The sequence below is a fragment of the Paraburkholderia sp. SARCC-3016 genome, assembly GCF_031119615.1.
Taxonomy (GTDB): domain Bacteria; phylum Pseudomonadota; class Gammaproteobacteria; order Burkholderiales; family Burkholderiaceae; genus Paraburkholderia.
In genome coordinates, this window is the sequence record NZ_JAVHZD010000002.1 from 12,663 (window position 1) to 35,100 (window position 22,438).

The following is a 22,438-nucleotide window of genomic DNA, read 5'->3' on the forward strand; positions in this document are numbered from 1 at the left end:
CTCATTAAAAGCATTCGTTACGGCAGTCGGCCACTTGATGACGTAACTGACACAATAGGCTGAACGTGTTGCAATTTTCCATGGCTGGGAGCTTTCTTCCGGATGCCAGCAGCATTACGTTTTCTTTGCGAAAATCGCTCTACCCAAGGCCTGTCGGGCATATCGGTGAGGGACGCAGGAGGCGGCCAGCATCGGCTGCGCAATGGAAATATGTCGAACGATTTCCTGTTTTTCCAGCCTGGCGCATTGCCGGCGTTTTCGACAAACTGGCGAAAATGAAGAATGGCGTAAAAGACGGAATGCTGTTTTTTGAATAAAAGGCAACTCTGTCCGTTTGAATAAAATTACGCGAATCGTGTCAATCACCATTTGTGATTAGACGGCGGCGCATTACGCCGCCGTCAGTTAACCCATTAGTAGTATGGGTACGGTGTGTACATCACGGGCGGCGCATAGTAGCGCGGCGCCGGCGCGTAGTAATACGGCTGCGGCGCATAGACCGGCGCTTGCGGCTGCGCGATCGTATTGCCCTTCGACGTCATGCATTGGGCGTAGGCGGCATCGTAACGCGCCTGCAAACCGCCGGCCGCATAGGTCGCGCCGTTTGCGCCGACCGCGCTGCCGAGCAGCAACCCGCTGCCCGCGCCGATCGCCGCACCGACGCCTGCGTTGCCGGCTGCCGCGCCGAGCAATGCGCCGGCGGCGGCGCCGCCGAGCGTGCCGAGCGCGGTGCTGTTGACGCTGTTTTGTGTCGCGCCTTGCGAGGCGCCCTGCGCGTCGCTCGAGTGAAACGCGTAGTCGCGGCACGCGTAATCATCCTGCTGGAACTGCGCAAGCGGCTCGCCCTTGCGCGGCAGCGCGACGATACTCGGACTGGTTGGCGGCGCGACGGCGCAACCGCCCAGCGCGAGTGCAATGGCTATGACCGGCAGCGCAACGGTGAGGGATCGGGTTCGGGTACTCATACCGGTTCAGGTTTCAAAGTAGTTTCAATAGAACAACGTTAGACGAAATCGGACCCGGCATGAGTTACCGGATCGTTACTGGATATTTTCGCTTATCCGGGCACGTCCAGGCGGCATCTCGCGCGGGACGCGCGCCGGGCAATGCAGCGCGTGCGCCGCGTCGGGCGCCGGTAAGAAATGCTTACCAAATGTAACGCGTCCATCGCGCCAAGCGCTGCTTTCTGCAGCGCCCGCGCAACGCATTTCTTCCGCTCTACCGCCCCCAGCGTAACGCCGGCGTGTGCACCGCACTGTCCCAATGCCGCATCATTTCATCGTCGAGTGAGCATAGCGTGAGCGATGCGCCGGCCATTTCCAGCGAGGTGGTCAGCGAGCCGACCTGCACGCGCCCGACGTTCAGGCCGCGTCGCTGCAGCCACGCCCTGGCCGAATTGAAAAGCAGATACAACTCGCCCAACGGCGCGCCGCCGAGCCCGTTGACGAGCACGAGCAACGGCGTACTCGCGGCCGGCTTCAGTTCGTCGACGATCGCTGTCAACAGTTCGTCGACAATCGTATCGGCCGGCGCGATGCGCGCGCGACGACGGCCCGGCTCGCCGTGAATGCCGACGCCGATTTCGATTTCGTCGTCGCCGAGCGAGAAGGTCGGTTTGCCCGCGGCCGGCACCGTGCAGCTCGAAAACGCCACGCCCATCGACGCGATACGCCTCGCCACATGCTCGCCGAATGCCTTGCATTGCTCGAGAGTCGCGCCGCTTTCGGCGAAGCTGCCCACGAGCTTCTCCACGATCACCGTGCCGGCGACGCCGCGGCGCCCCGTCGTAAAACTCGAGTTCTCGACCGCGACGTCGTCGTTGACGATCACCGTTGCGTTTGGCACTTCGCACATCTGCGCAGCCATCTCGAAGTTCATCAGATCGCCCGAGTAGTTCTTCATGATAAACAGCACGCCGGCGCCCGTATCGACGGACTTCGCTGCGGCCATCATCTGGTCCGGCGTCGGCGACGTGAACACCTGGCCAGGACATGCCGCATCGAGCATGCCGTAACCGACGAAACCGCTGTGCAACGGTTCATGACCCGAGCCGCCGCCGGAAATCAGCGCGACTTTGCCGGGCGTCGTGCGTTTGCGCCGCACGTAGACGGGGTCGGCATTCAGATCGACGAGATCGTCGTGCGCGGCGGCGAAGCCGGCGAGGCTTTCAGATAAAAAATCGTCGACGCGGTTGATGAATTTTTTCATGATGCCTCTCCTCTATCTTCCAGGCAGCACATGTGCCGATCGAGCACTGCGATTTTGTGCCGCGGTTTTGGCCGCGAGGTTGGCCGCCTGTTCGTCCAGTGCGGCATGTGCGGCGTCGATGCACGCTGCGAGCGTCTGGCCGTCCATGTTGCCTCACTGTTCGTTCGATCGGAGCGGAAGTCGTCTTGAGCCTCGCCGTATGCACCGCGTAGCGAGGCGGCCGCCCACAAAACATAACGTTTCGCGAATCGAATACCAAGCGTTTTGTAACGATGCAATGTTCGTACGCATAGGGCGCGGACCGGACTGCTGGTACAGTGGCGCGTCGGCGCCCCTCAGTGGCGAGCCGGAATGCATCGACCTCGAGGCCTCGATATCTCGATGTCTCGTGACCTCCAGGCTTCGCAACGTGCAACCTCGAAGCCCGCGTCCGCGCCATCGAAACCGGAGAACGCACAATGACTGAACGAAAAGGCCCGTTATTCGCACGAAGCGCCGCTGCGCTTGCCGCGCTGGCGGCCGTCTCGCTTGCCGCCTGCTCCAGCACGGCGCCCGTTGAATTTTCGTTGTCGGGCGCCGACGCGCCTTCGCTTACGCGCGCCGATGACCTCGACTTCGGTCCGATGGACCACTCGATCGCCGAATGCAAGACCGTGTCGCGCAACTCGGGGCAAGGACGTTGCACGCAGGTCCGCGCGTACGAGTCGTGCATGAAGACGCGCGGCTATATCACCGTGCTGGGACCGGAGAATCCGTCCGGATGCGGGGATCCCGATTGGGAAAAGGACGTGCGCAAATGGCTGCAGTGACGAACGTCAACTGAAGGACGTCGCGAGCATCGCGCGGTATTGATCGCGCCCGGCGGCATCTTCGTCCGGCGGGCGCATCATGCACGTCAATCGAGCAGCTTCATCGCGAGATCGGCCGTCTGCCGCATCTGCGCCCGCGTACGGCCGGTCTTGCCGATCACACGCATGCCTTGCATCGCACAGAGCATGAGGCGCGCGGTCGCTTCGCCGTCGACGCGCTTCGATATCGAACCGTCTTTCTGCCCGGCACGAATCAGCGCGGCAAGCAGCGTTTCGATTTTGCGGAAGCCCGTATTCACGCGCTGTACGACATCGGCCTCGAACGTGCCGAGCACCATCGCGCTGCCGGCCAGCAGGCAGCCACGTTTGCCCGCTGCCCCCGACGATGCATCGGCATGAAACATCAGCACGCGATGAATCGCCTCGCGCGGCGGCGGGCCCGGTTCGACGGCGCGCCGCAGCGATTCGTCGCGCGTGGCCTGCATGCGGTCGAACGCGGCAATGAAAACCGCCTGTTTGTCTTTAAACGCTTTATAGACACTGCCGGACGCGAGCTCCATCGCGTTGGTCAGATCGACGATCGACGTGGCATGAAAGCCGCGCTCGCAGAATACCGCCACGGCCTTGTCGAGCGCCGCGTCGATATCGAATTCGCGAGGGCGTCCCCGGCTTCTGGATGGCGCTGTGGCGGACGTATCTGTCATGAACGCATTATAGGGAAGGGCCAATTTCTTAATCAAGCCGGTGAATAGTAATTCAACCGCTTGTTAGCCGCGTGACAAATGCGTGTCGATATGACGTGTTTTGTTAAAGTAATCAGTAATTGACCGTATATAAACTGTTAGCGCAAGTTCATCGTCATCTCTTGTTTTTGTGCCCATTCGAGGCGAGCGCGCGCGGCGACATCGGCTTGCCGCTAGCGCCGTCAACCGCGTCGCGCAGCAGCCGGTTCTCCTCCGTCTTTCGTTGCAGCAGCGCCTGCAGGTGACGAATCTTCTCGACCGCCGCACTCAGATCGGACACGAGCATCGGCTGGTCGCGTAAAGCGCCGCCGGCGGGCACGGCCACACCGTTGCGCGGCCGATCGTCGGCGGCTGGCGGGCGTTTGCGCGGCGGCGGCTCCGGCGGCGTGACCGGCGCACTGGCTGGCGAGCCGACCAGCCGCTGTTCCTGCTGCAGTTCCGGGCCACGCGCGATGTCGACCACCGACGAAAGGCGAAATCCGGCGCCACGCACCGTCTCGATCACGAGACTGTCGCGCAGCGGATCGAGCGTTTCCCGCAGCGATTTGATATAGACATCGACAATGCCTTCCTTGACAGGCGAACCGAACCACACGTTTTCGATGATGTCCTTGCGTGAAAGCACCTTGTACGGGTTCTCGACAAAAAAGCGCAGTAACCGGTAGCAGGTCGGGCCCAGTTGCAGTTCGACTTCATGCTGGTTTTGCGCCGTTCGCGCAAACGCGCGGCGCGCATCCAGGTCCATTGTCAGCGTCTCGACCGCCACGCGGCGGCGCACTTCCCGGTATTCGATCGGCCGCAGCACGACCTGCACGCGCGCCATGAGTTCGCGAACGCCGAACGGTCTTTTCACGTAATCGTCGGCGCCTGCATCGAGCGCGCGGACGCATTCGTCTTCGCCCCCGTCTTCCTCGCCGAGCACGATGATCGGCATGCGGCTGGTGGCCGAATGCGTGCGCAAATCAGTGATCAGCGACAAACCCGATGCGTCGGGCAATTTCCAGCGCAGCAGGATTGCCTGCGGATGCTCCTGCTCGATCAGCATGGCGGCCCGCTCGACGGAAAATGCGGCGAGCGGTTCGTGGCCCGCGAGCCTGACCTCGTTCCACAGGATCTCGGCGCAGGACGTGTCCCATTCGACGATCAGTATTTTTGCAATAGTTCCCATAGATGCGTGATGGCCTTATCGACGAGGCGTTTCGAGCGGCATACGCGCTCACGCCGGCCACGTGTGAGCGCCTGACTTTTGCGCACGTTCTGAAAAAGGAAACATGAGATTCCAAAATAGATAAACGTCCCTTTTTCGATGCTTGTGCAGCCGGAAAGCGCGCTTTTCGCACTATCGGCGAAGCGTGCACAGCAAGCGTGCATACCGTCTTTCCGCGCTACGCGTGTTTAAAGCCAGGCGACGGCAAAAAGGGAGTTGTCGTTTCCATAACAATCGATGCGGACAAAATATTCCAGGACTCGGTGACACGAACTTATTAGTGTCATGAATGCCTGATCCGGCACTGCTGCCCAGGTCACTTATCGGCAAGCTGCAACCATTGAATGAGCACGGTCGCGCACAAACGGCGGTGCGCCTGATGGCGCACCTGCCGGATGCGGTACTGAAGCTGGATCAGATGCGCGCGCGAATGGCGCACATCGTTGGAAGCGAAGCCGCGGATGCGCGATGTGTGCAAGCGCACAGCGGCCGACAGGCCGCGGCGCGGGGTCTACGCCGTCTTATAGCGCTAGTCGACCGTATGAATGACCGGCGGCCGCAGCCCGTCCGATGCCGGTTGCGGCGCGGACATCGCCCACGGCGCGGGTGCGAGGCCCGTCGGCGTGCCGTTGCCGCCGTCGCTGTTGTCGTTTCCGCTGCTGTCGTAGCGACCGGCGGCGGCGGTATTTTCGGACGCGGCGCCTGTCGGGGCCGAAGCGCCGGTTTGCGCGGCCGTCGAGTCGCCGCGCTCACCGCATGCGCTCAACAATGCGCCGGTGATCAAGATGGCAAGAACGTGCGGCCTGATCGACGCTCGCGGCATGATGACCTCCTCGAAATATTCAGGCGGCTGGCGCCGCGCAGTCGGATCGCCCTGCGCGGCGCCAGCCGATTCGCCTGCGCCTAGCCGCCGAGCGCCGGATCCGACACGCTGTCGCGCCCGGTCTCCACGTGGCCGGCAATCCGCCATTGCGCGTTGCTGTCCGTGTCGACCGTGATCGTCAGGTCGTACCAGCCGAACGACTTGCGCAAGTCGACCATCACCGCGTTTGCGTCGTTGCCGCGCACATGCAGCGAACCTTGGACATGCGAGTCGTATGCGCTCGAAATTTTGAACGTGCAAGCGTCGCGGCCATCGTTTTTCAGGCGCAGCTGCAGGTTGCCGTTCGCAACGTCGTAGCCGTCCTTGATCTCCACGCTGCCGCTCTGGTGACGTCCGCTCGGATCGACCTTGCCGACGAAGCGGCGCAGGAAGCCGTTCGGTCCGAATACCGAGAAGTCGTAGCTGCCGTTCGCTGCGAGCATCAGCTGGTCGGCAAGGTCTTTGCCCGCTTCGACGGTATAGCTGCGCGGCAGGTCCTGCGCATTGCCCGAATAGACGAGGAAGTTCGCCCCGAGCTTGCCCGTGTTCGTGATGTGCAGACGGAACGCATTGCCGCCGCCGCTCACGTCGCCGCGCACGAAGAACTCGTAGTCGAGCGCGCGTGCGGGCCGCACGCCCGGCTCCTGTTTCGGCAGCGACTGCGTGCCCGGCACGGCCGGCACGACGTCCGGGTGACGGTTCTGGTCCGGGGGGAACGACGTGGCCGGCAGTGCCGGCACGTGACCGTTCGGGTTGCGGAAATCGAACGCCGAAGTCAGGTCGCCGCAGACCGCGCGGCGCCACGCCGTGATATTCGGCTCGTGCAGGTCGTGGTGGTGACCGAAGCGCTTCTCGATGAAGCGGATGATCGATGTATGGTCGAACACTTCCGAGCATACGTATCCGCCCTTCGACCACGGCGATACAACGAGCATCGGCACGCGCGGCCCGAGACCGTACGGACCGGGCTGATTGTCGCCCGCGCCCGCGTAGAACTCATTGGCCGTCGAGACGGTCGAGCGGCCCGTGTCCGGCGTCGACGACGCGTACGGCGGCGGCATATGGTCGAAGAGACCATCGTTCTCATCGTACGTGATGAGGAGTACCGTCTTGCTCCAGACTTCGGGGTTCGACGTCAACGCCTGCAGCACCTGGTCGACATACCACGCGCCGTAATTCGGCGGCCAGTTGCCGTGTTCGGAGAATGCCTCCGGCGCGACGATGTACGAGACCTGCGGCAGCGTGTTGTTCTTCACGTCGTTAAGCAGGATGTCGAAATAACCACCGCCCTGCAGCACGTTCGTGCCCGTGCGTGCCGCCTGATAAAGCGGGCTGCCTGGCTGCGCATTGCGGTACTGGTTGAAATACAGCAGCGACGTGTCGCCGAAATTGCCGATAAACGGATTGTCGGTCCAGCCCCACGCGCCCGCGGCATCGAGACCGTTGCCGATGTCCTGATAGACCTTCCACGAAATGCCCGCCGCCTGCAGCTTCTCCGGGAACGTGCTCCACCCGTAGCCGGCTTCGGCGTTGTCGATCACCGGGCCGCCGCCGCTGCCGTCATTGCCGACCCAGCCGGTCCACATGTAGTAGCGGTTCGGATCGGTCGGCGTCATCGCCGAGCAGTGGTACGCGTCGCAAACCGTGAACGCGTCGGCGAGGCTGTAGTGGAACGGCATGTCCTCGCGCGTCATGTAGAACATCGTCGTCGCGGACTTCGCGGGCACCCACTGATCGTAGCGGCCGTTGTTCCATGCGTCGTGCGTGCCGATCCAGCCGTGATCGAGGTCCACCACGAACTGCGAGCCGAGGTTCGGCAGATTCGGACGGAACGGCAGGACATACCCGTCTGCGTTCGGCGCCGGCTGATAGAACACCGGCTTGCCGGTGGAAAGCGGAATCGGCCGCGAGTCGCCAAAGCCGCGCACGCCGCGCAGCGTGCCGAAGTAGTTATCGAAAGAACGGTTCTCCTGCATGAGCACGACGATGTGCTCGACGTCTTCGATCGTGCCTTTTGCGTTGTGCGCGGGGATGGCCAATGCGTTGCGAATACCAACCGGAAATGCTCCGAGAGCGGTGGCTGCGCCGGCGGCTTGCGCAGCCGCACGCAGGAAATCACGACGGCTATTCGATGTCATGTTCGTCAATCATCCTGATGAGTGGGGGGAACGGCGGCTGAAAACAGGGGCAAGCGTGGTCGAGAAAAATGACTCGCTTGTGGCAGCTCCATTCGAAAAAAATAGGCATCCTGGATGACTGTGCTTAGCATTCCTGGTTAACCGATTAGCGTCCTTTAATCCGCAAGTGCTTGTGCCGATTCGGTTTACGGTCTGACAAATAATTCGTTAGGCATGCAAGCGGCACCGGCATGGAGGACATTGCCGCTCCTGAGGGACCGTATTTTTTTCTAAAGTGATTTCCCTGGTGCACAGTCAATATCGTTGCTGCTATTCGCGCGCGGCGCCACGTCTGCGATGCGTGATGGGTGCACGTGAGATTTGCTGAACTGAATAAGGCGCGATAGGAAGCATTGCTTGCGATCGACGACCCGAGTTGCGCGACTGACACGCGGCCTTCACAAGCACCGGCGATACTGTGGCCACTTCCAGGTGAAAGGGTGCTCCCCGCGATACCTGATGCCGGCAACCCGACACGCTTCATGCGTTTCGGGCATCATGGCGTGCCCGCCGTTTAGCGACGGCACTACCACGAACCTTGCCGTTCCGGCTATCGACATATGAACACCTCTGCGCTTCCGTCCGCGCCACGCGCGCGACCACGTGCGGCACTCGAAGTGCTCGCCGTATTTCTGCGGCTCGGGCTGACGAGCTTCGGTGGGCCGATTGCTCACCTCGGATACTTTCGTCGCGAGTTCGTCGTAAGACGCAACTGGCTCGACGACCAGCGTTATTCGGATCTCGTCGGCGTCTGTCAGTTTCTGCCTGGACCGACGAGCAGCCAGGTCGGCTTTTCGATCGGCTTGCTGCGCGCCGGGTGGCTCGGTGCGCTCGCCGCGTGGTGCGGTTTCACGTTGCCATCGGTACTGTTGCTGCTCGGCTTTGCCGTGCTCGCGCCGCATCTTTCGGGCGGCCTCGGCGACGGCCTCGTGCATGGGCTCAAACTCGTCGCGGTGGCGGTTGTCGCGCAGGCAGTCTGGGATATGGCGCGTCGCTTGTGCCCGGATCGGCGGCGCGCCGCGATTGCGTTATGCGCAATGGCCGTCATCGGTGTGCTGAGCGGCAACGTGTATGCGCAACTCATTGCGATCGTGGTCGGTGCGCTGCTCGGCTTCGCGCTGTGCCGCGCGGCGACGCCGTCCTCGTCATCTTCGTCGGTCGCGCTGGATCGATCGCGACACGAGCAACCTGCGCCTGACGCGCGGCTGCGCATCTCGCGTGCGGCCGGTGTGATCGCCCTGCTGCTGTTCTGCGTTCTATTGTTTGTGCTTCCCGCCTTCTCGCGCTCGCACGACAGCCAGGCGTTGAAACTGTTCGACGCGTTCTATCGATCGGGCGCGCTCGTGTTCGGCGGCGGCCATGTCGTGCTGCCGCTGCTGCAACAGCAAACGGTCGCGACCGGCTGGGTCGCGTCAAACGATTTTCTGGCCGGCTATGGCGCCGCTCAGGCTGTTCCTGGTCCGCTCTTCACGTTCGCTGCGTACCTCGGCTGGGTGTCGACGTTGCAGCCTCACCTCTGGACGGGCGCCCTCATCGCGACGGTCGCGATCTTTTTGCCCGGCATGCTGCTCGTGATCGCCGCCCTGCCGTGGTGGCAGTCCTTGCGCGCGCGACCCGCCGTGGCGGCGCTGCTCGCAGGCGTCAACGCAGCGGTGGTCGGATTGCTCGCGATGGCGCTCTACTCGCCGGTCTGGACGAGCGCGGTTCACACGCCGATCGACTTCGCCGTCGTCGCGCTCGGATTCGTGCTGCTCGTGCGCTGGAATGCGCCGCCGCTTGCGATCGTCGCGCTATGCGTGGCGACAGGTATAGCGGCGACGGCTCTGTCATGAACTCGGTCACTCGTCGTGCGCGTGCCGGATCAGGTTGTCGCGCAACGCGGTCACCGACCTCTGCAGCTTTTTGAATTCGTCTTTGCTCAACCCGGTCGCCTCGACGAGATTCCTGCCGAACGCGTTTTCACGCAGATCGCGACCCGCTTCGGTCAGGCTCACGAGCACCTGGCGCTCGTCCGACGGATCGCGTTGCCGGCGCAGATAGCCCATCGCCTCGAGCTTCTTCAGAATCGGCGTCAGCGTGTTCGATTCGAGGAACAGTTTTTCGCCGAGCGCGCCGACGGTCACGTTGCCCATCTCCCACAGCACGATGATCGTGATGTATTGCGTGTACGTCAGACCGAGCCCGTCGAGAATCGGCCGGTATGCACGGCCAAACGCCAGATTGGCCGAATAGACGGCGAAACACAGATAGTCGGCCAGCCGCTGCGTCGATGGATCGGAGGCGTCGGCCGCGGGATCGCGTCGATCGCGTCGATCACTTCGATCGCTTCGATGCGCGGTTCGGTGTTCGGCCTGCGGGTCCGCGGGCTGTTCGCTGCGGCGCTCCGCGGCGTTCGTTCGTGAAGTCTTCATCTATATCCCCTCTTCGGCGTTTATTGGACCGCCGCATCATCGTCGGATAATACATCGTATGCGATTTAATCGAAAGTGCTTGACTTGGCGGCACAGATCGGCAATTATTCACGCATCCGATTCAATCGCATGCGATCTAAAAGCGCAAATCGGGAGATGACCTCTTATTCAACAAGGAATTTTTCCATGTCTCGCATCGAAAAAGTGCTGTACACGGGTAAGACACACACGACCGGCGGCCGCAACGGCGCATCGCGCAGTTCGGACGGCAATCTCGATATCGAGCTTTCCCCGCCTGGAACAGGCACCGGCACGAACCCCGAGCAGCTGTTTGCGGCGGGCTGGTCGGCATGCTTTATCGGCGCAATGAATCGTGCGGCCGCGGCGCAAAAAGTCGTGCTGCCGAAAGATCTGGCCGTCGACGCCGAGGTCGATCTCGGCACGGCCGGCAACGACTATTTCCTGCAAGCGCGGCTGAACGTGAGCCTGCCTGGGCTCGCACCGGAAGTCGCGCGCGCGGTCGTCGACGGCGCACACCAGCTGTGCCCGTACTCGAAGGCGACGCGCGGCAACATCGACGTAACGATCAACGTGATCTGAGCACAACGTCGCGCTGCGTTCAAAGACTGAATCCCTGGCTTCTTTACCGGACATCTGGAGTTTGATTATGAGGACCACCCTTCTTGCCACCCTGCTCGCAGCTTCCGCTGCTTTGGCGACCGTCGCCGCTCCCGCTATTGCGAGCAACTATGGGCCGGCGCCGTTCTACCGCCCGTCGGTCAGCGACGCGCGGCCCGTGCCGCAAGCGGCCCAGGACGCTGCAGCCGACCCCACGGCCATCACCGCGTCCAACCATGGCGATGCTGCCGACGCGGCGCAATCGTACGGTGGCGTCAGCGACGGCAGCTCGCAAGCGGACGCTCGCCGGAGCTTGACGGCATCGCAGCGTGGACTGTTCGCGCATCATTGATGGTGCGCTGCATGGGGTGGGCCGAAGCACCGCATGATCTGCGGGCACTCCGGGGAGCTCCGTGCGGCGAATCAATTGCAGCAAACCGGTTGCAGCGGACCGAGTGTGCCGGCCAGCTGCAACGGACCAGTCGCAACGGACCAATCGGTAAACGTTACGAAGGAACCGTGAGGCTCACGGCGCCTCTGTCATACCTCACCGCCAGGCGATCGTGCGCCCAGTTCAGCGACCGTCGTCAGTTGCCGGAAATGATGGCGCCACAGGGCTACGCCGAGTTCGCCGCTTCGGTCGAGCGACGAGCCGACGGTCAGATCGGTGACGAGCGTCGGGTTCAAGCCCGCATCGAACAACATATAGCCGGCGCCGAGCACGCAGGTCTCGGTCTGCATGCCGCACACGAGGACACGCTCCGGTTGCCGCGCGACCAGATAGTCGATCATCTCGCGCGGCGGCAAATACCCGTATTTGACGAACACGCGATCGGCGGCGACGAGGCTCTCGTCGTCGCGCGCCGGACGCCAGCCAAGCTGCCGCTCGAATGGCGTGCGGCTTTCGTCGTGCCGTTCCACCGTCGCGCTCGACGGCATCCGCTTCGCGAGCGCGCGAATATCGGTCACGAGCCAGTCGGGCGGCGCGAACGACGGCTGCACATCGACGACGAGAAGCATGTCGCGCACGGAAGTTGCTCCGGTGTGCCGTGCGAAAATAATCGGCTGGAACCGCGATTGTCCATCACTGCGGCCGGCTCCGCGCTTCGTCGCCCGCCACGAGCAGACTCTGATCGACAAGCTCGAGCTTCAGCGGCTTATCCGGGTCGAGCTGGTTCCTGTCGATCACGCGCTTCCATGCGCCGTCGCCCCCGGGCTCGCGATAGAACGCCACCACCGCGACGAACTTCGTTTCGGGTTGCAACGGCTGCGAAAGACTCGCCGACGCGCCTGGGTTCAACACCGCCGACAGGCTCGCCGCCTGCAGATCCTGCGCGAGCACGGTGCGATCGTTCTTCAGCAGATCGTCGTACGATGCGCCGTCGAACAACTTGCGGTCCTTCAGTTGAAGCACACGCACGGCAACCGACGTCGCGCGGCCGGCGTCGTCGGGATTCAGCGATGCGCGCGCGGTGAGATCGACATCGACCGTCTTCACCTGCTTGTAGAAAACCGCGCGATAAGCGCTCGCCGACGTATCGGAGATGCTCTGCCATGCGCCGCATGCCGACAGCAGCGTCGCACACGCGACCATCGCCGTCGTCACTCGCGTCGCCGCGGCAATCGGCATAGACATGGCACTTCGTTGTTCACGCATGATGTGAGTCCAGACGGAGGTTCGGCCGGGACGCCAGTAAGGCTTCGCAGACGCCGAGGTTGATATGAATGAAACGCTCGTCGCTGGCCGGCAGAACGGTCGTCCAGCCGAGGCGCGGCGCAGGAGTAACGCCGGGCGCGTCCGAAGCGCACCGTGTGCCGATCGTCGGCAGCGGCGCGAGCGTCGAAGGAATCGTCATGCGCAGATGCACGTTGGCCTTGACGCCGACATAGAGCCGCACGTATGCGCAGAGTTCGCGATGCAGCCACGCACCCGGCAGCAGGTCGTGAGCCTGCCTCGCATCGGCAGGACGCAGCGTAGCGCGCACCGCGCCGTTGCGATAGATCATGCGCTTGCCGAGCACATAGCCGCAGCCGAGCCCACGCCTGCCGCCGTCGCGCACCGCCGCGCCGCGTTGCCCGGCCGACGACAACGGATCAGGCGCGCCGGCCAGGATCGCAACGGGCCAGAACTCGTCGACGCGCACCCGCACGCCTGGCGCCGCCAGCGCGATCACGCCCTCGAGACCTTCAGGCGTGCGCGTGCGCTGAATCAGCAAGCCCAGCAACGCAAGCATGCGCGATGCCGGCAAACCGGCCCGCTCGGGCTTGTCGCCCCACCCGAAGCCCGCAAGACACAGCAGATCGCGCGAATGCCGGTCGGCGCCGCCCGCACGAAAACTTTCCGGATAACGGTATTTTTTCCACGCGCGATAGAGCAGCGTAGCGAAGCGATGATTGAACTGATCGAGAAACGCTTCGAGCGCTTCATGTCCTTCCTCGCGTAAGGCGATCTCGTCGATCATGTGCGGCGGCATCGCCGCGTCGACACCATACAGGCCCATGAAGGTCGTGCGGACTGTCGGCGGCGCGGCAGGCACGCGATACGGATCGCGATCGTCATAAGGATTGCCGGATTCCGCGCCGAATGCACCGCTCCCTCGGCTCTCGCGGCTCTCCTCGCTTTCATCGAACTCGACCGCGGCTAACTCGCCGGCCGGGAAACCGAGCCGTGGCCACGGACCGAACCGCACCGGCTCATGCCCGGCCGTATCGCGCGTGCCGAACCCGGGGCTGGCCGGCGCGCGCATCTCGAACAGCCGGCACAGCTGCATGAAACTCATATGCGGCGCGCGCGCGAGCAGCGACATGACGAGCGGCTCGAGCGCCGGCGAATCGATCGGCTTCATAGTGCGGCCCTTTGCATCTTGCTGCGCGGCCATGCGATGCGCGCCTTCGAGGGCAGGCTCACGATCGACAGCTTCGTGAACAGGTTGATTTCCGCGTAGAGCGCGAAAAAACGATGCAGCAGTTCGCCGAACAGCATCACGTCGCCGTCGCCCGCGAAAGCATGCGAATCGAGCGTCACCACGATATGCACGCCGCGTTCGACCGCACCGCCCGACACCTCTTCGAGCAGCTCCTGCGACACCGACAGAATGCCCGCTAGACGCCTGCGATTGAGTTCGTCATCGGTCCAGTCGTAAAGCGCGAGTGCGCCGCGCAGCACCTCCGCGTCCATCATCGACAGGAAGTTCGGCGCGAGATGCGACAGCACACGCCAGTGGAAGCGGTCGCCGGTCGGTGGATGCAACGGCAGCGTCGGCGCAACGAAACTGCGCACACCCGCGACGTTCGGCGTGCTCTCGGCCAGCTCGTCGATACTGGCCTCACGCAGTCCTTTGCGCGGCAGCATGCCGTTCGTGCCGGTCACATGCAGCGACAGACTTTCGAGCGGCAGCGTTTCGGCCGACTCCCATGCATGGCCGCCGAGCACGATCCAGGTTTCGTAGAGACCACCGACACCGGGCCGCACGCGCGTATGAAAATAGCGCTCCGGCGCTTCGTGCCGCATCATTCCGCCGCGATGGCGGAACGTCTTGAACGGCACGTATTCGTAGCGTCTTGCAGTGACATGGTCGAACGATTCGATCGCGTCGACCGAATAGGTTTCGATATGCTCGCCGTAACGGCCGGCGGGCACGACACGGTACTCGGTTTCGTGATGATTGGCTTCGATCGTCTCGGCATCGAGCCGGAACAGATTGATCACAGGCGTGCAGAAGAGCCGCACGTTTTCCGCGTTGAAACGCTGATCCGAAGGGAACGCGTGCTTGAGGACGAACTCGAGCTCGAAGCGTGTCGACTTCGCGGGCAGCTTCGCGATATCAAGCCCGCACAGGTCGACGAACAGGAATTTTTCACGAAACGTGAAGTACTCGAGCAGCAATTGATAGCCGGAAAACGCCGCCTCGGCTTTCGGCCATAGACGCTCTTCGGCGGAGAAGCCGGCCGGCTCGACCGTTACACCGGCAAGCGGCTGCGCTTCGCCGTCGCGTACGCCGGCAATGCGCCACGCAACCGTATCGACCTCGCGCGTCAACGCGAGATGCACGGCGAAAGCGGTCGGCAGATCCGCGTTCAGGTACAGGCGCAGCCGCGACAGGTCGGTCTCGGCGCGGCGCGCCGAAGCATGCAATGCAAAGGAGAAGCGGATAACGGAGCGGCCATCGTGGCGCACGGCCGGCCCCGCATGCGTGAGCGCGACCGGCTGAAGCGCGACCGCCTGGGTCGTGCGGTACTCGCACTGAACCGTCTTCGGCGTCGTTGCTTCGGCACCGTCCTGCGGCGCGATCGGAATCGGCGCAGAACGCACGGATATGCCGGCGGGCACGGTCTCGGTTTTCTGCAGCTTTTCGTCGGGCGGCACGAGTTGCACGACCGACAGCGACGGAATCATCCGCAAATAGTGCGGCCATAGCAGGCTCACGAGCCCTTCGGTCAGTTCCGGCAGCTCGTCGTCGAGCTTTTGCTGAAGCCGGCCGGTCAGAAAGGCAAAGCCCTCGAACAGGCGTTCGACGTATGGGTCGCGATCGCCGACACGGTCGAGGTTCAGCATCCGCGCGCGGTCTGGATGCGCCTTCGCGAAGGCACGGCCGGACTCGCGCAGGTAGCGCATTTCCGCTTCGTAGTAGCGCAGGATCGGATCGTCGTTTTCCATCGATGTAGGTGGTTCAGTATGGGGTTATGTCGAGTTGTGTCGGGCTGTGTCGGGCTGTGTCGGGCTGCGCCGGATCGCGTGCCGCGCTGCGCCGTTATTGCAGCGCGAGCGCGCGGGCCGGATCGAGTACCGTCAGTTCGGCTTGCAGCTCGCCGACGCGGCGTAGCAGCGCCTGCCTATCGGCGTCCTTTCTCTGGCTCTGCGCGTTGAGCATGCGCATCAGGTGGTGCTTGACCTCGAACGTCAGCGCAGGCTCCCAGCGCGCAAGCGGCACAGCGCGCGCCGCTGCGTCCAGTTCGGCAAGCAATGCGAGCGCGGCGTCCGCGTGCCCGGTGTGATCGGCGATGCGCGCCATGACGAGACGCTGCAGATAGCGCTGACGATCGGTGCGCAAGCCCGGCACTGCGTCAAGCCAGATAAAAGCCGCCTCGATTCCGTCGCTTGCCGCGATATCGCGCGCCTGCGCCTCGATTTCGGGCCAGTCGCCGGCTGCGCCGTCTTCGTGATCGGCCGATACCGGCAGTGGCGTCACGCCGTCGCCCGCTTCGAGATTGCGAACCACAGCGTGGCGCGCAATCCATTCGAGCGTCGTATCGTCGGCGAACGGTGTGCCGTCGTCGAAAGCGAGGCGTTCAATTGCGGGCAGGCGCTCGAGGAACAGCGCAAAATCGGCGCGCAGCAAGTCCCGCCAGCTGTCGTAAGGCGGTCCGATGTGATCGAGCGCGACGTGCTGGAAGTACTGAAGGTCGAACCACAAGTGGTTGACGCCTTCCATAAACGCACCTTCGACGCGCTCGAGCAATTCATACCACTGCTTTTGCAGCACGAGACGTTTCAATTGCTGACGCACTTCGCCGCGTGGCGGTGCGAGACGCGTGCGCCCGCTCGCCGTGGCCGGCGGTAGTTCATGCAGCGTGTCCCAGCGAATGCTGCGTGCAACGCGCGCGGACGACAGATAGCCGTCTTCCTGGTTGCGCAGCCAGTCGGTCAGCGCACGCGTTTGATCGAGCAGATCGCGCGCCGATGAAATCGTCGATGCCGCTGTCGCGCTTGCGGCCATATCGGGCTGCCGCGCGGCAGACTCCACGTTGACATTCTGCGCGGATTCTTCGGTACGCGCGAAACGCGCGACGAGCGGTTGCAGATCTGGGCGCGCCGGCTCGGGCCACACCCCCGTACGCGCGATAAGCAGATCGAGCGCGGCAATCGCGCGCTCGAAGTCGTCAGGTTCGAACTCGCCGCGGCTGTCGAGCATGCCGAGCATGCGAGTCGTCGCCAGCATATCGAGCGCGCCCTTCTTCGCCTCGGCGCGCACGGGCAGGATCGCCTCGCCGAAGCGGTCGACGAGCGCGGCGACGAGTTCCAGACCGTCGGCGAAACCGGCGGGGCCGTCCTGTCGCAGCCGAGCGAACGTATAGTAGCCGGCGACGCGCAAGTCTTTGCCGGTCTCCTTCGTCAACTGTTCGCAGTGGCGGACGATCAGCGCGTCGTCGATGCCGGAGAGCTTGCTCGCTTCGTCCTTCAGTTCGAAGAAGGCGTCTTCGTAGCCGGGGTCGCGGCCCGCTATGCCGCCGCTTTGCGCGGTGTGGTTTTCGCCGGTCGGCGGTTTGAATGGCTGCAGCCACGCGTCCCATGCGTTCAGGCGCTCGCGCGACAATTGGTCGGCGTCGCGCGACGGAAAAAGATTCTTAAGCAGACTCGAGAGCATTACTGCGCCTCCTCCGGCATCAGGCGGCCGCCCGGCAACGGCGTCGTGGCGCGCTTCGCCGAGGCGATCGCGGCGGCGGGCAGCGGCGGCGGATCGAGCGCCGCGGCGTTGGCGGCTGCGCTGTTCGTTGGGCTCGTTGCGTTTCTCGAATGCTTCACGAAAATGCGCGACGGCAGCGCGAAATGCCGAAGCGCCAGTACATCGAGCGGACCGGCGCCCGCTTCGCTGCGCAACTGCACACGAAGCGCAATGCCCTCGCTTTGATCCGGCGTCCACGACAGCAGGTAACGCGCGTTGTCCTGCTGCGCAACGCTTGCGCGTTCGAGCAGGCGTATCAGTCCGAAACGGCCTTGCGTGTCGAGTGCGGAACGCAGACCGCCGTGCTCGGTTTGCCATTCGATATGCGACAGGTTGTCGAGCGACTGACCTGGCCATTCGAACGGCATCCATTCTTCTTTCTGGTTGAAGTAATGCAACTCGCGGCCGGATAGCGCAAAGCGGATGTCGGAAATGCCCGGTGTCGCGACCGCGCGCAGTTCGTAGCGCACGTGCGCATCGCCGGACGGAAACAGCACCGTCGACACGCGCGTGAGCCGGTTCAACGCGGCCAGAAAATTCGGATCGAGCGTCAGCACGCCATGGTTCGCGCTTTGCGCGGCGACCCACCGGTCGCCCTGACGTTCGACGACGCCCGCAAGCTGCGTGGCAACGAACTGCGCAATCACGCCATTGTCGGTGCGCATGAAGCGCGCCATTTCGGGTAACGATGCGTCGTTGTCGGAGTCGGCGAATGGATAACGGCCCGCAAAGCTGCGATTCCAGTCGGAGACGATCGCGCTGCGCCAGATCTCGTTCAGACTCGACGCAGCCGGTGCGACGACGACCTGCCACGTCTGGTCCATCGGCGCTTCGAAGAGATTGCCGAAACCCGCCCATTGTTCGCCGAGGCTTGCCGCCACGCGGCTCGCGTAATCGCGGCTGTCGGCGATATCCGATGTTTTGCCTTGCAGAACCGCTTGCGCCGCGACACGCGACATCGCGTCCGGGTCCGCGCTGGCGACCATTTGCTGCGCCTTGAGACGCATGGCCGTTACGCGTTCGAGATAGCGGGCGAGACTGAGGTCGCCCGTGGTCCCGAGCCGAGCGGCGGCCTGGTTGCCGGAGGTTTGCTGCATCGAAAGCGGGTCGCTGCCGGTCAGGCGAAGGATCGGAGCGAAAGCCGCGGCGAGCGATGCGGTTGCCGGCGTGCGCTCTGCAAGTCGCGAACGCCCATCGTTGGATGGACCGATCGCACCGCTAAACGAAGTGTTGTTCGACTGCTCGTCGGCGCCGACCAGATGTTGCGCCTTGCGAAGCAACGTATCCGACAGCGACTGCGCGGTCGTGCCCGCATTCGCCTGATAGACGATGACGTTCATCAGCGCGACGAGCGGCGAGCGTTGCGGATCGCCGAGCAACGTCAGTTGGTCGACCGTGCCTGACAGCGTAGGCGCCGGCTGCCAGCGCAGGCTGTTCAGGAACGTGCCCCACGCGCGCGCGTAGTCGTCGAAATAGCGCTTGCCGAGGTCGGCTTTCAACGTCGACGGCGAGACAGCGCGCGTGCTCGTGTCCGAGAGTACCCAATCGGCTTTCGTATCGCGCTTCTCGCTTGCGTCTTCGATGGCCTGCGAGATGCGTTCGTCCCAGGCTGCGCGCGTGAAGACGCCGGGGATCGTTGTGGCGGTGCTGAAAAGACCGCGGCTCGTGGCGCCGCCGACACCGAGGAACGCCTGTGCTTGTGGCGCGCCGTCGCCGAGCAAAGTGGCAAGCGACACGGGCGGGTACTTCGGTCGCGCATCGTCGAGAATCTGCTGGTAGATCGCGTCGGTCGAATTCTGGATGCCGCGTACGCCGATGATGGTCTGTCGCGTCGAGGCGATCAGTGCACGGTCCGCGGGAACCGGTGAAGCCGGCTTCGCACCGTGATTGCGGCCGGCCAGATGCGTGGCGTAGAACGCCAGCAGATGACGGCGCAAGTCGTCCCATGCGCCCGGGGCTAGCGTCGAATCGTGCGGACGGGCGGGGATGCCCGTTGCGATCAGTTGAGGCGTGAGAAACGCGGCATCGGCCAGTTCGGGCTTTGTCAGCATCAGATACGTTTTCAGTGTGTCGTAGGCGGCTTGCACTTGCGTGTCGCCCCCGCTCGCGATTTCCAAATCGGACAACGATGCGAGTTGACGCAGGCGGCCTTCGAGTTTTTGACGCAGTGGTTCACCGAGGAAACGGTGCGCGGCTGAGTCGTACGCGGCTCGCAGGGCGCTGAGAACGGCGATGTCGCGATTCAGGCCGAAACGCGTGCTCCACGGCGCACGATCGCGTAAGTGCGACTCGAGGGTGTCGATCTGTTTGTCGAGCGCGTCGAGGGCGAGCACGGTTGCGGTCTGACCGGACGTGGTCGAATGGCTCGTGAGCTTGCTGAGCGTGTGTTCGGCAGCGCGGATTGCCGCGCGGTTCGTGAAACCTGACGTGGCCGTGCCAGCGATCCACAGGGCGAACGCTGCGGTCGTCAACCACGCGGCTGTAGTGGACACGGAAAACCCGATGCGGCGGCCGTGGACTTTGCGGCTGTGGTCGGCGATGGTTTGCCAGACGACGGATCGGGAAGAGAGGAAGTCTGCTCCGTCTGCTTCGACTACTGCGTCCGCTCGCGGCTGCACGCCGCTGCTGCCGGCCGCTTCGCGCGCTTCCGGCGCGACCGGATCCCGCTCCTTGTAAAGCGGCATGAATAGAAGGCCGTGCACCGCGTGGGTATAGAAGCGGGACTGAGCAACCCGGAACACCACCTCCGACAGCGAGCGCCGCAGACCCGAGACGTATCGAGAAAGCGCTGCCGGGTAGCGATCGACAGGATCGCTAGCCACCCGTCCGACACCGGCATACGCAAGATGGTCCGCGAGGCCTTGCAACGATAAATCGATTTCGTCGGCATTCACGCGCACGTTTGACCAGGTGACACCGATGGCTTCATCTGGCATTGGCGATTCGGTGCCGAAATCGGTGACGTGCAGCAGATAAGCCGGCGCAGCCCAACGCAGCACGTGAGCGTGGCGTGCCAGCCGTTGAACGACTTCGTCGGCTTCGGCCCGCGCGTGCTTCGCGCCGCGATCGCGGGTCACCACGACGATGGCATCGACCGGACGGCGGCGGCGCATACGCCGGACCTGCTCGAGCCAGTCGCGATCGAGCGTGGTGGTGATTTGCTTCGCGTAAAGCAGGACCGCGTTTTCGGTGACTGCATAGCCGCTTTGGGCAAGCTGCGGCGCAAGACGGCTGACCTGCGGTAAATCGCCCGCAAGCAGTATCCAGCGGTCGCGATAGCGCCAGTGACGGCCGTGGCGTTGTCGAAGCGCGTCGCGCAGTGCGGTTGCGGGATCGGGTTGCGCGTCGTGTTCGCCATGCTCGTCATGTGCAGCCAGGCCTGTGTAAAGACCTGACGGTGCGTGCTTCCGGCTGTCGTAGCGCACAAACCAGCGGGCTGCTCTTGACGACGCGATGAACAGCAGGACTGCTTCCAGATATTTCGCGAACAGCATGGCGAGCAGCAACGCGGACAGCAGCCCAAGCTCGATCATGATTCGCGCATCGCGAGACCATCCGTAGCGGGCGCCCTGCACCCATACGGCAATACCGAGGGAGACGAAAATGATCGCGGCCGCGATGCCGATAAAGAGGCCGAGCGGTTGTATTCTGCTTTTGTTCATATCTGTTATTTGCACACGAGGGCAACGAGTTCGTTGTCGTCCCGGGACAGCACTAGTTGTGGCTCCCGCTCCCCTGTTGCCCGAGCGTTTTCAGCAGCGAACGCGGCGGCAAGCCAGGGACCGGCTGACGAGCAATCGCCAACGGACGTTTCGAGCCTCATCCAGTTGAGGTTGTTCTTGAGATTGGCCGCGTGTTGCGCCGCGGTTGCCTGCTCGCCTGTCAGGCCGTGGGTCCAGACTGTTTGCACGTCGTCGATCGATAACCCGCTCCAACCGGTCACAAGCTCCAGCGTTTCTTTGATGGTCTCCGGCTCACCTTTGGCTGGTCGGTACAGATGTGTCGCTGTGGAGCGCAGAGGCGACGGCAGCACGTGTGGCCGCCCGACGAGCAAGGCGACGCCGGCTTCTGCAACGCCATCCGGCAACAACGTGCTGATTGCGTCGCGAAGTTCAATTGCGATCAACAGATAGGCTTTGCTGTCGTCCCGGTTGTCGAGCCACGCGTCGATCTGGAAAAGCGGGATCGGGGCGCTGGCCGACTGGACATCGAGTGCCTTGGTGTCTATCGTAGTTCGCGCGAGCAACAGCGCTCGCAATTGGCTCTCGAGTTCATCGAACTTTAACTTCGACTGCACATGGAACTTGACCTGAAGCTCTGTTTGCGCAGGCAAGGCGTTGAGTTGGGGAGCGAGATAGTCGGTGAATCGCGCGAGCAGTGACGTACATATCGTGCGATGACGGGCGTATTCGTCAAGCTCGTTACCTGAACCTGGTTGGTCTACCGGACAATCCATCCAGCGGGCGGCGACATTGCCAGTCATGCCTTCGGGGCGAGGTCGCGCTTCGAGCTTTGTCGATCCGTTCCGAATGCCGTCGAGGGCATTGTCTGTTTCGTGTGTCGAGAAACACCAGGCGTGGCCAAGCACTGCAAAGGGCCTGCCCGCAAGCGCATGGCACGCGTCTTTCGCTTCATCGCTCATGCAGTTGGCCGCAATTGCTTCGGCGCGGATCATGTAGCCATAGCCGAGCCGGCTGCACAGCAGGAAAGCCCACGTCAGGAACGGGTAGCCTGTCAGGCAAAACCAGAACCATGGCGTGTTCGTCGGACGGCCCGCCGGCCATAAGACGATCGCGAGCGCTGCACCGGCCAAAAGCGTAAGTGCGAGCAGGATGGTCCACGTAATCGTCGATAGCCGCGGAGGAGCAGGCACGGTTACCAGCGGTGGGACGCGATTGAAGTCGATAGGCATCGGTTTAACGCGATTGAGTGTTGCTGGACGATAAGATGAAAGTCGCTG

General features: G+C 63.3%; 19 protein-coding genes. 5 read left to right on the plus strand and 14 right to left on the minus strand.

Features of this window, described 5'->3' with window-relative positions; translation table 11 throughout:
* The first annotated feature begins 80 nt into the window (after positions 1-80).
* Positions 81-317: a hypothetical protein gene (locus tag QYH69_RS02550; RefSeq protein WP_308830356.1), complete on the plus strand. Its 237-nt coding sequence runs from the start codon at positions 81-83 to the stop codon at positions 315-317.
* Between the two features lie 96 nt (positions 318-413).
* Here QYH69_RS02550 and QYH69_RS02555 read toward each other — a convergent pair whose 3' ends face one another.
* Entirely contained in the window at positions 414-965 is a 552-nt protein-coding gene (locus QYH69_RS02555) for a YMGG-like glycine zipper-containing protein (RefSeq protein ID WP_308830357.1), read from the minus strand.
* 253 nt (positions 966-1,218) lie between these two features.
* Complete coding sequence (dhaK, locus tag QYH69_RS02560; RefSeq protein ID WP_308830358.1) at positions 1,219-2,208, minus strand: dihydroxyacetone kinase subunit DhaK; 990 nt, start codon at positions 2,206-2,208, stop codon at positions 1,219-1,221.
* Positions 2,209-2,666: 458 nt separating this feature from the next.
* Between dhaK and QYH69_RS02565 the strand changes: the two genes are divergently transcribed.
* On the plus strand, positions 2,667-3,017 hold the full coding sequence (locus QYH69_RS02565; RefSeq protein ID WP_308830359.1) for a hypothetical protein: 351 nt from the start codon (positions 2,667-2,669) through the stop codon (positions 3,015-3,017).
* A gap of 86 nt (positions 3,018-3,103) precedes the next feature.
* Here the strand turns inward: QYH69_RS02565 and QYH69_RS02570 are convergent, their stop codons facing one another.
* From QYH69_RS02570 to QYH69_RS02585, 4 genes are all read right to left on the minus strand, one after another.
* Positions 3,104-3,721: a TetR/AcrR family transcriptional regulator gene (locus QYH69_RS02570; RefSeq protein ID WP_308830360.1), complete on the minus strand. Its 618-nt coding sequence runs from the start codon at positions 3,719-3,721 to the stop codon at positions 3,104-3,106.
* Positions 3,722-3,875: 154 nt separating this feature from the next.
* On the minus strand, positions 3,876-4,928 hold the full coding sequence (locus QYH69_RS02575) for a winged helix-turn-helix domain-containing protein (RefSeq protein ID WP_308830361.1): 1,053 nt from the start codon (positions 4,926-4,928) through the stop codon (positions 3,876-3,878).
* 568 nt (positions 4,929-5,496) lie between these two features.
* Positions 5,497-5,790, minus strand: coding sequence for a hypothetical protein (locus QYH69_RS02580; RefSeq protein WP_308830362.1), 294 nt, complete (start codon positions 5,788-5,790; stop codon positions 5,497-5,499).
* A gap of 80 nt (positions 5,791-5,870) precedes the next feature.
* Positions 5,871-7,967, minus strand: a complete 2,097-nt coding sequence (locus QYH69_RS02585) for a phosphocholine-specific phospholipase C (RefSeq protein WP_308830363.1) — start codon at positions 7,965-7,967, stop codon at positions 5,871-5,873.
* Between the two features lie 599 nt (positions 7,968-8,566).
* Here QYH69_RS02585 and chrA point away from each other — a divergent pair.
* On the plus strand, positions 8,567-9,838 hold the full coding sequence (gene chrA / locus QYH69_RS02590) for a chromate efflux transporter (RefSeq protein WP_308830364.1): 1,272 nt from the start codon (positions 8,567-8,569) through the stop codon (positions 9,836-9,838).
* Positions 9,839-9,844: 6 nt separating this feature from the next.
* On the opposite strand, the gene QYH69_RS02595 is transcribed toward chrA, so the two are convergent.
* Entirely contained in the window at positions 9,845-10,417 is a 573-nt protein-coding gene (locus QYH69_RS02595; protein ID WP_374992333.1) for a MarR family winged helix-turn-helix transcriptional regulator, read from the minus strand.
* Positions 10,418-10,603: 186 nt separating this feature from the next.
* Here QYH69_RS02595 and QYH69_RS02600 point away from each other — a divergent pair, with 186 nt between their 5' ends.
* Entirely contained in the window at positions 10,604-11,017 is a 414-nt protein-coding gene (locus QYH69_RS02600; protein ID WP_308830365.1) for an organic hydroperoxide resistance protein, read from the plus strand.
* A gap of 67 nt (positions 11,018-11,084) precedes the next feature.
* The gene (locus QYH69_RS02605; protein WP_308830366.1) at positions 11,085-11,387 is read left to right on the plus strand and encodes a hypothetical protein; all 303 of its coding nucleotides are present in this window, start codon (positions 11,085-11,087) and stop codon (positions 11,385-11,387) included.
* A gap of 188 nt (positions 11,388-11,575) precedes the next feature.
* Here the strand turns inward: QYH69_RS02605 and QYH69_RS02610 are convergent, their stop codons facing one another.
* The 7 genes from QYH69_RS02610 to QYH69_RS02640 form a co-directional block, all read right to left on the minus strand.
* The gene (locus QYH69_RS02610; RefSeq protein ID WP_308830619.1) at positions 11,576-12,055 is read right to left on the minus strand and encodes an isochorismatase family protein; all 480 of its coding nucleotides are present in this window, start codon (positions 12,053-12,055) and stop codon (positions 11,576-11,578) included.
* A 64-nt stretch (positions 12,056-12,119) separates the two neighbouring features.
* Positions 12,120-12,671, minus strand: coding sequence for a type VI secretion system lipoprotein TssJ (gene tssJ, locus QYH69_RS02615; RefSeq protein WP_308830367.1), 552 nt, complete (start codon positions 12,669-12,671; stop codon positions 12,120-12,122).
* A gap of 13 nt (positions 12,672-12,684) precedes the next feature.
* Entirely contained in the window at positions 12,685-13,881 is a 1,197-nt protein-coding gene (gene tssG, locus QYH69_RS02620) for a type VI secretion system baseplate subunit TssG (protein WP_308830368.1), read from the minus strand.
* Entirely contained in the window at positions 13,878-15,692 is a 1,815-nt protein-coding gene (gene tssF / locus QYH69_RS02625; RefSeq protein WP_308830369.1) for a type VI secretion system baseplate subunit TssF, read from the minus strand. Before tssF ends, tssG begins: the two co-directional genes overlap by 4 nt.
* A gap of 94 nt (positions 15,693-15,786) precedes the next feature.
* Positions 15,787-17,400 (minus strand): type VI secretion system protein TssA, encoded by a 1,614-nt coding sequence (tssA, locus tag QYH69_RS02630; protein ID WP_308830370.1) that lies wholly within the window; start codon positions 17,398-17,400, stop codon positions 15,787-15,789.
* Positions 17,400-21,140, minus strand: a complete 3,741-nt coding sequence (locus tag QYH69_RS02635; protein ID WP_308830371.1) for an ImcF-related family protein — start codon at positions 21,138-21,140, stop codon at positions 17,400-17,402. The genes tssA and QYH69_RS02635 overlap by 1 nt, the downstream gene beginning before the upstream one ends.
* A gap of 5 nt (positions 21,141-21,145) precedes the next feature.
* Positions 21,146-22,390 (minus strand): hypothetical protein, encoded by a 1,245-nt coding sequence (locus tag QYH69_RS02640; protein ID WP_308830372.1) that lies wholly within the window; start codon positions 22,388-22,390, stop codon positions 21,146-21,148.
* Positions 22,391-22,438: the final 48 nt, after the last annotated feature.

Bases quoted from the DNA above. Each gene is read 5' to 3' on its own strand.
- tssJ (WP_308830367.1), bottom strand. From the start codon at position 12,671: ATGTCTATGCCGATTGCCGCGGCGACGCGAGTGACGACGGCGATGGTC.
- QYH69_RS02550 (WP_308830356.1), top strand. From the start codon at position 81: ATGGCTGGGAGCTTTCTTCCGGATGCCAGCAGCATTACGTTTTCTTTG.
- dhaK (WP_308830358.1), bottom strand. From the start codon at position 2,208: ATGAAAAAATTCATCAACCGCGTCGACGATTTTTTATCTGAAAGCCTC.
- QYH69_RS02610 (WP_308830619.1), bottom strand. From the start codon at position 12,055: ATGCTTCTCGTCGTCGATGTGCAGCCGTCGTTCGCGCCGCCCGACTGG.
- tssA (WP_308830370.1), bottom strand. From the start codon at position 17,400: ATGCTCTCGAGTCTGCTTAAGAATCTTTTTCCGTCGCGCGACGCCGAC.
- QYH69_RS02580 (WP_308830362.1), bottom strand. From the start codon at position 5,790: ATGCCGCGAGCGTCGATCAGGCCGCACGTTCTTGCCATCTTGATCACC.
- chrA (WP_308830364.1), top strand. From the start codon at position 8,567: ATGAACACCTCTGCGCTTCCGTCCGCGCCACGCGCGCGACCACGTGCG.
- QYH69_RS02600 (WP_308830365.1), top strand. From the start codon at position 10,604: ATGTCTCGCATCGAAAAAGTGCTGTACACGGGTAAGACACACACGACC.
- QYH69_RS02635 (WP_308830371.1), bottom strand. From the start codon at position 21,140: ATGAACAAAAGCAGAATACAACCGCTCGGCCTCTTTATCGGCATCGCG.
- QYH69_RS02595 (WP_374992333.1), bottom strand. From the start codon at position 10,417: ATGAAGACTTCACGAACGAACGCCGCGGAGCGCCGCAGCGAACAGCCC.
- QYH69_RS02555 (WP_308830357.1), bottom strand. From the start codon at position 965: ATGAGTACCCGAACCCGATCCCTCACCGTTGCGCTGCCGGTCATAGCC.
- QYH69_RS02575 (WP_308830361.1), bottom strand. From the start codon at position 4,928: ATGGGAACTATTGCAAAAATACTGATCGTCGAATGGGACACGTCCTGC.
- tssF (WP_308830369.1), bottom strand. From the start codon at position 15,692: ATGGAAAACGACGATCCGATCCTGCGCTACTACGAAGCGGAAATGCGC.
- QYH69_RS02570 (WP_308830360.1), bottom strand. From the start codon at position 3,721: ATGACAGATACGTCCGCCACAGCGCCATCCAGAAGCCGGGGACGCCCT.
- QYH69_RS02585 (WP_308830363.1), bottom strand. From the start codon at position 7,967: ATGACATCGAATAGCCGTCGTGATTTCCTGCGTGCGGCTGCGCAAGCC.
- QYH69_RS02640 (WP_308830372.1), bottom strand. From the start codon at position 22,390: ATGCCTATCGACTTCAATCGCGTCCCACCGCTGGTAACCGTGCCTGCT.
- tssG (WP_308830368.1), bottom strand. From the start codon at position 13,881: ATGAAGCCGATCGATTCGCCGGCGCTCGAGCCGCTCGTCATGTCGCTG.
- QYH69_RS02565 (WP_308830359.1), top strand. From the start codon at position 2,667: ATGACTGAACGAAAAGGCCCGTTATTCGCACGAAGCGCCGCTGCGCTT.
- QYH69_RS02605 (WP_308830366.1), top strand. From the start codon at position 11,085: ATGAGGACCACCCTTCTTGCCACCCTGCTCGCAGCTTCCGCTGCTTTG.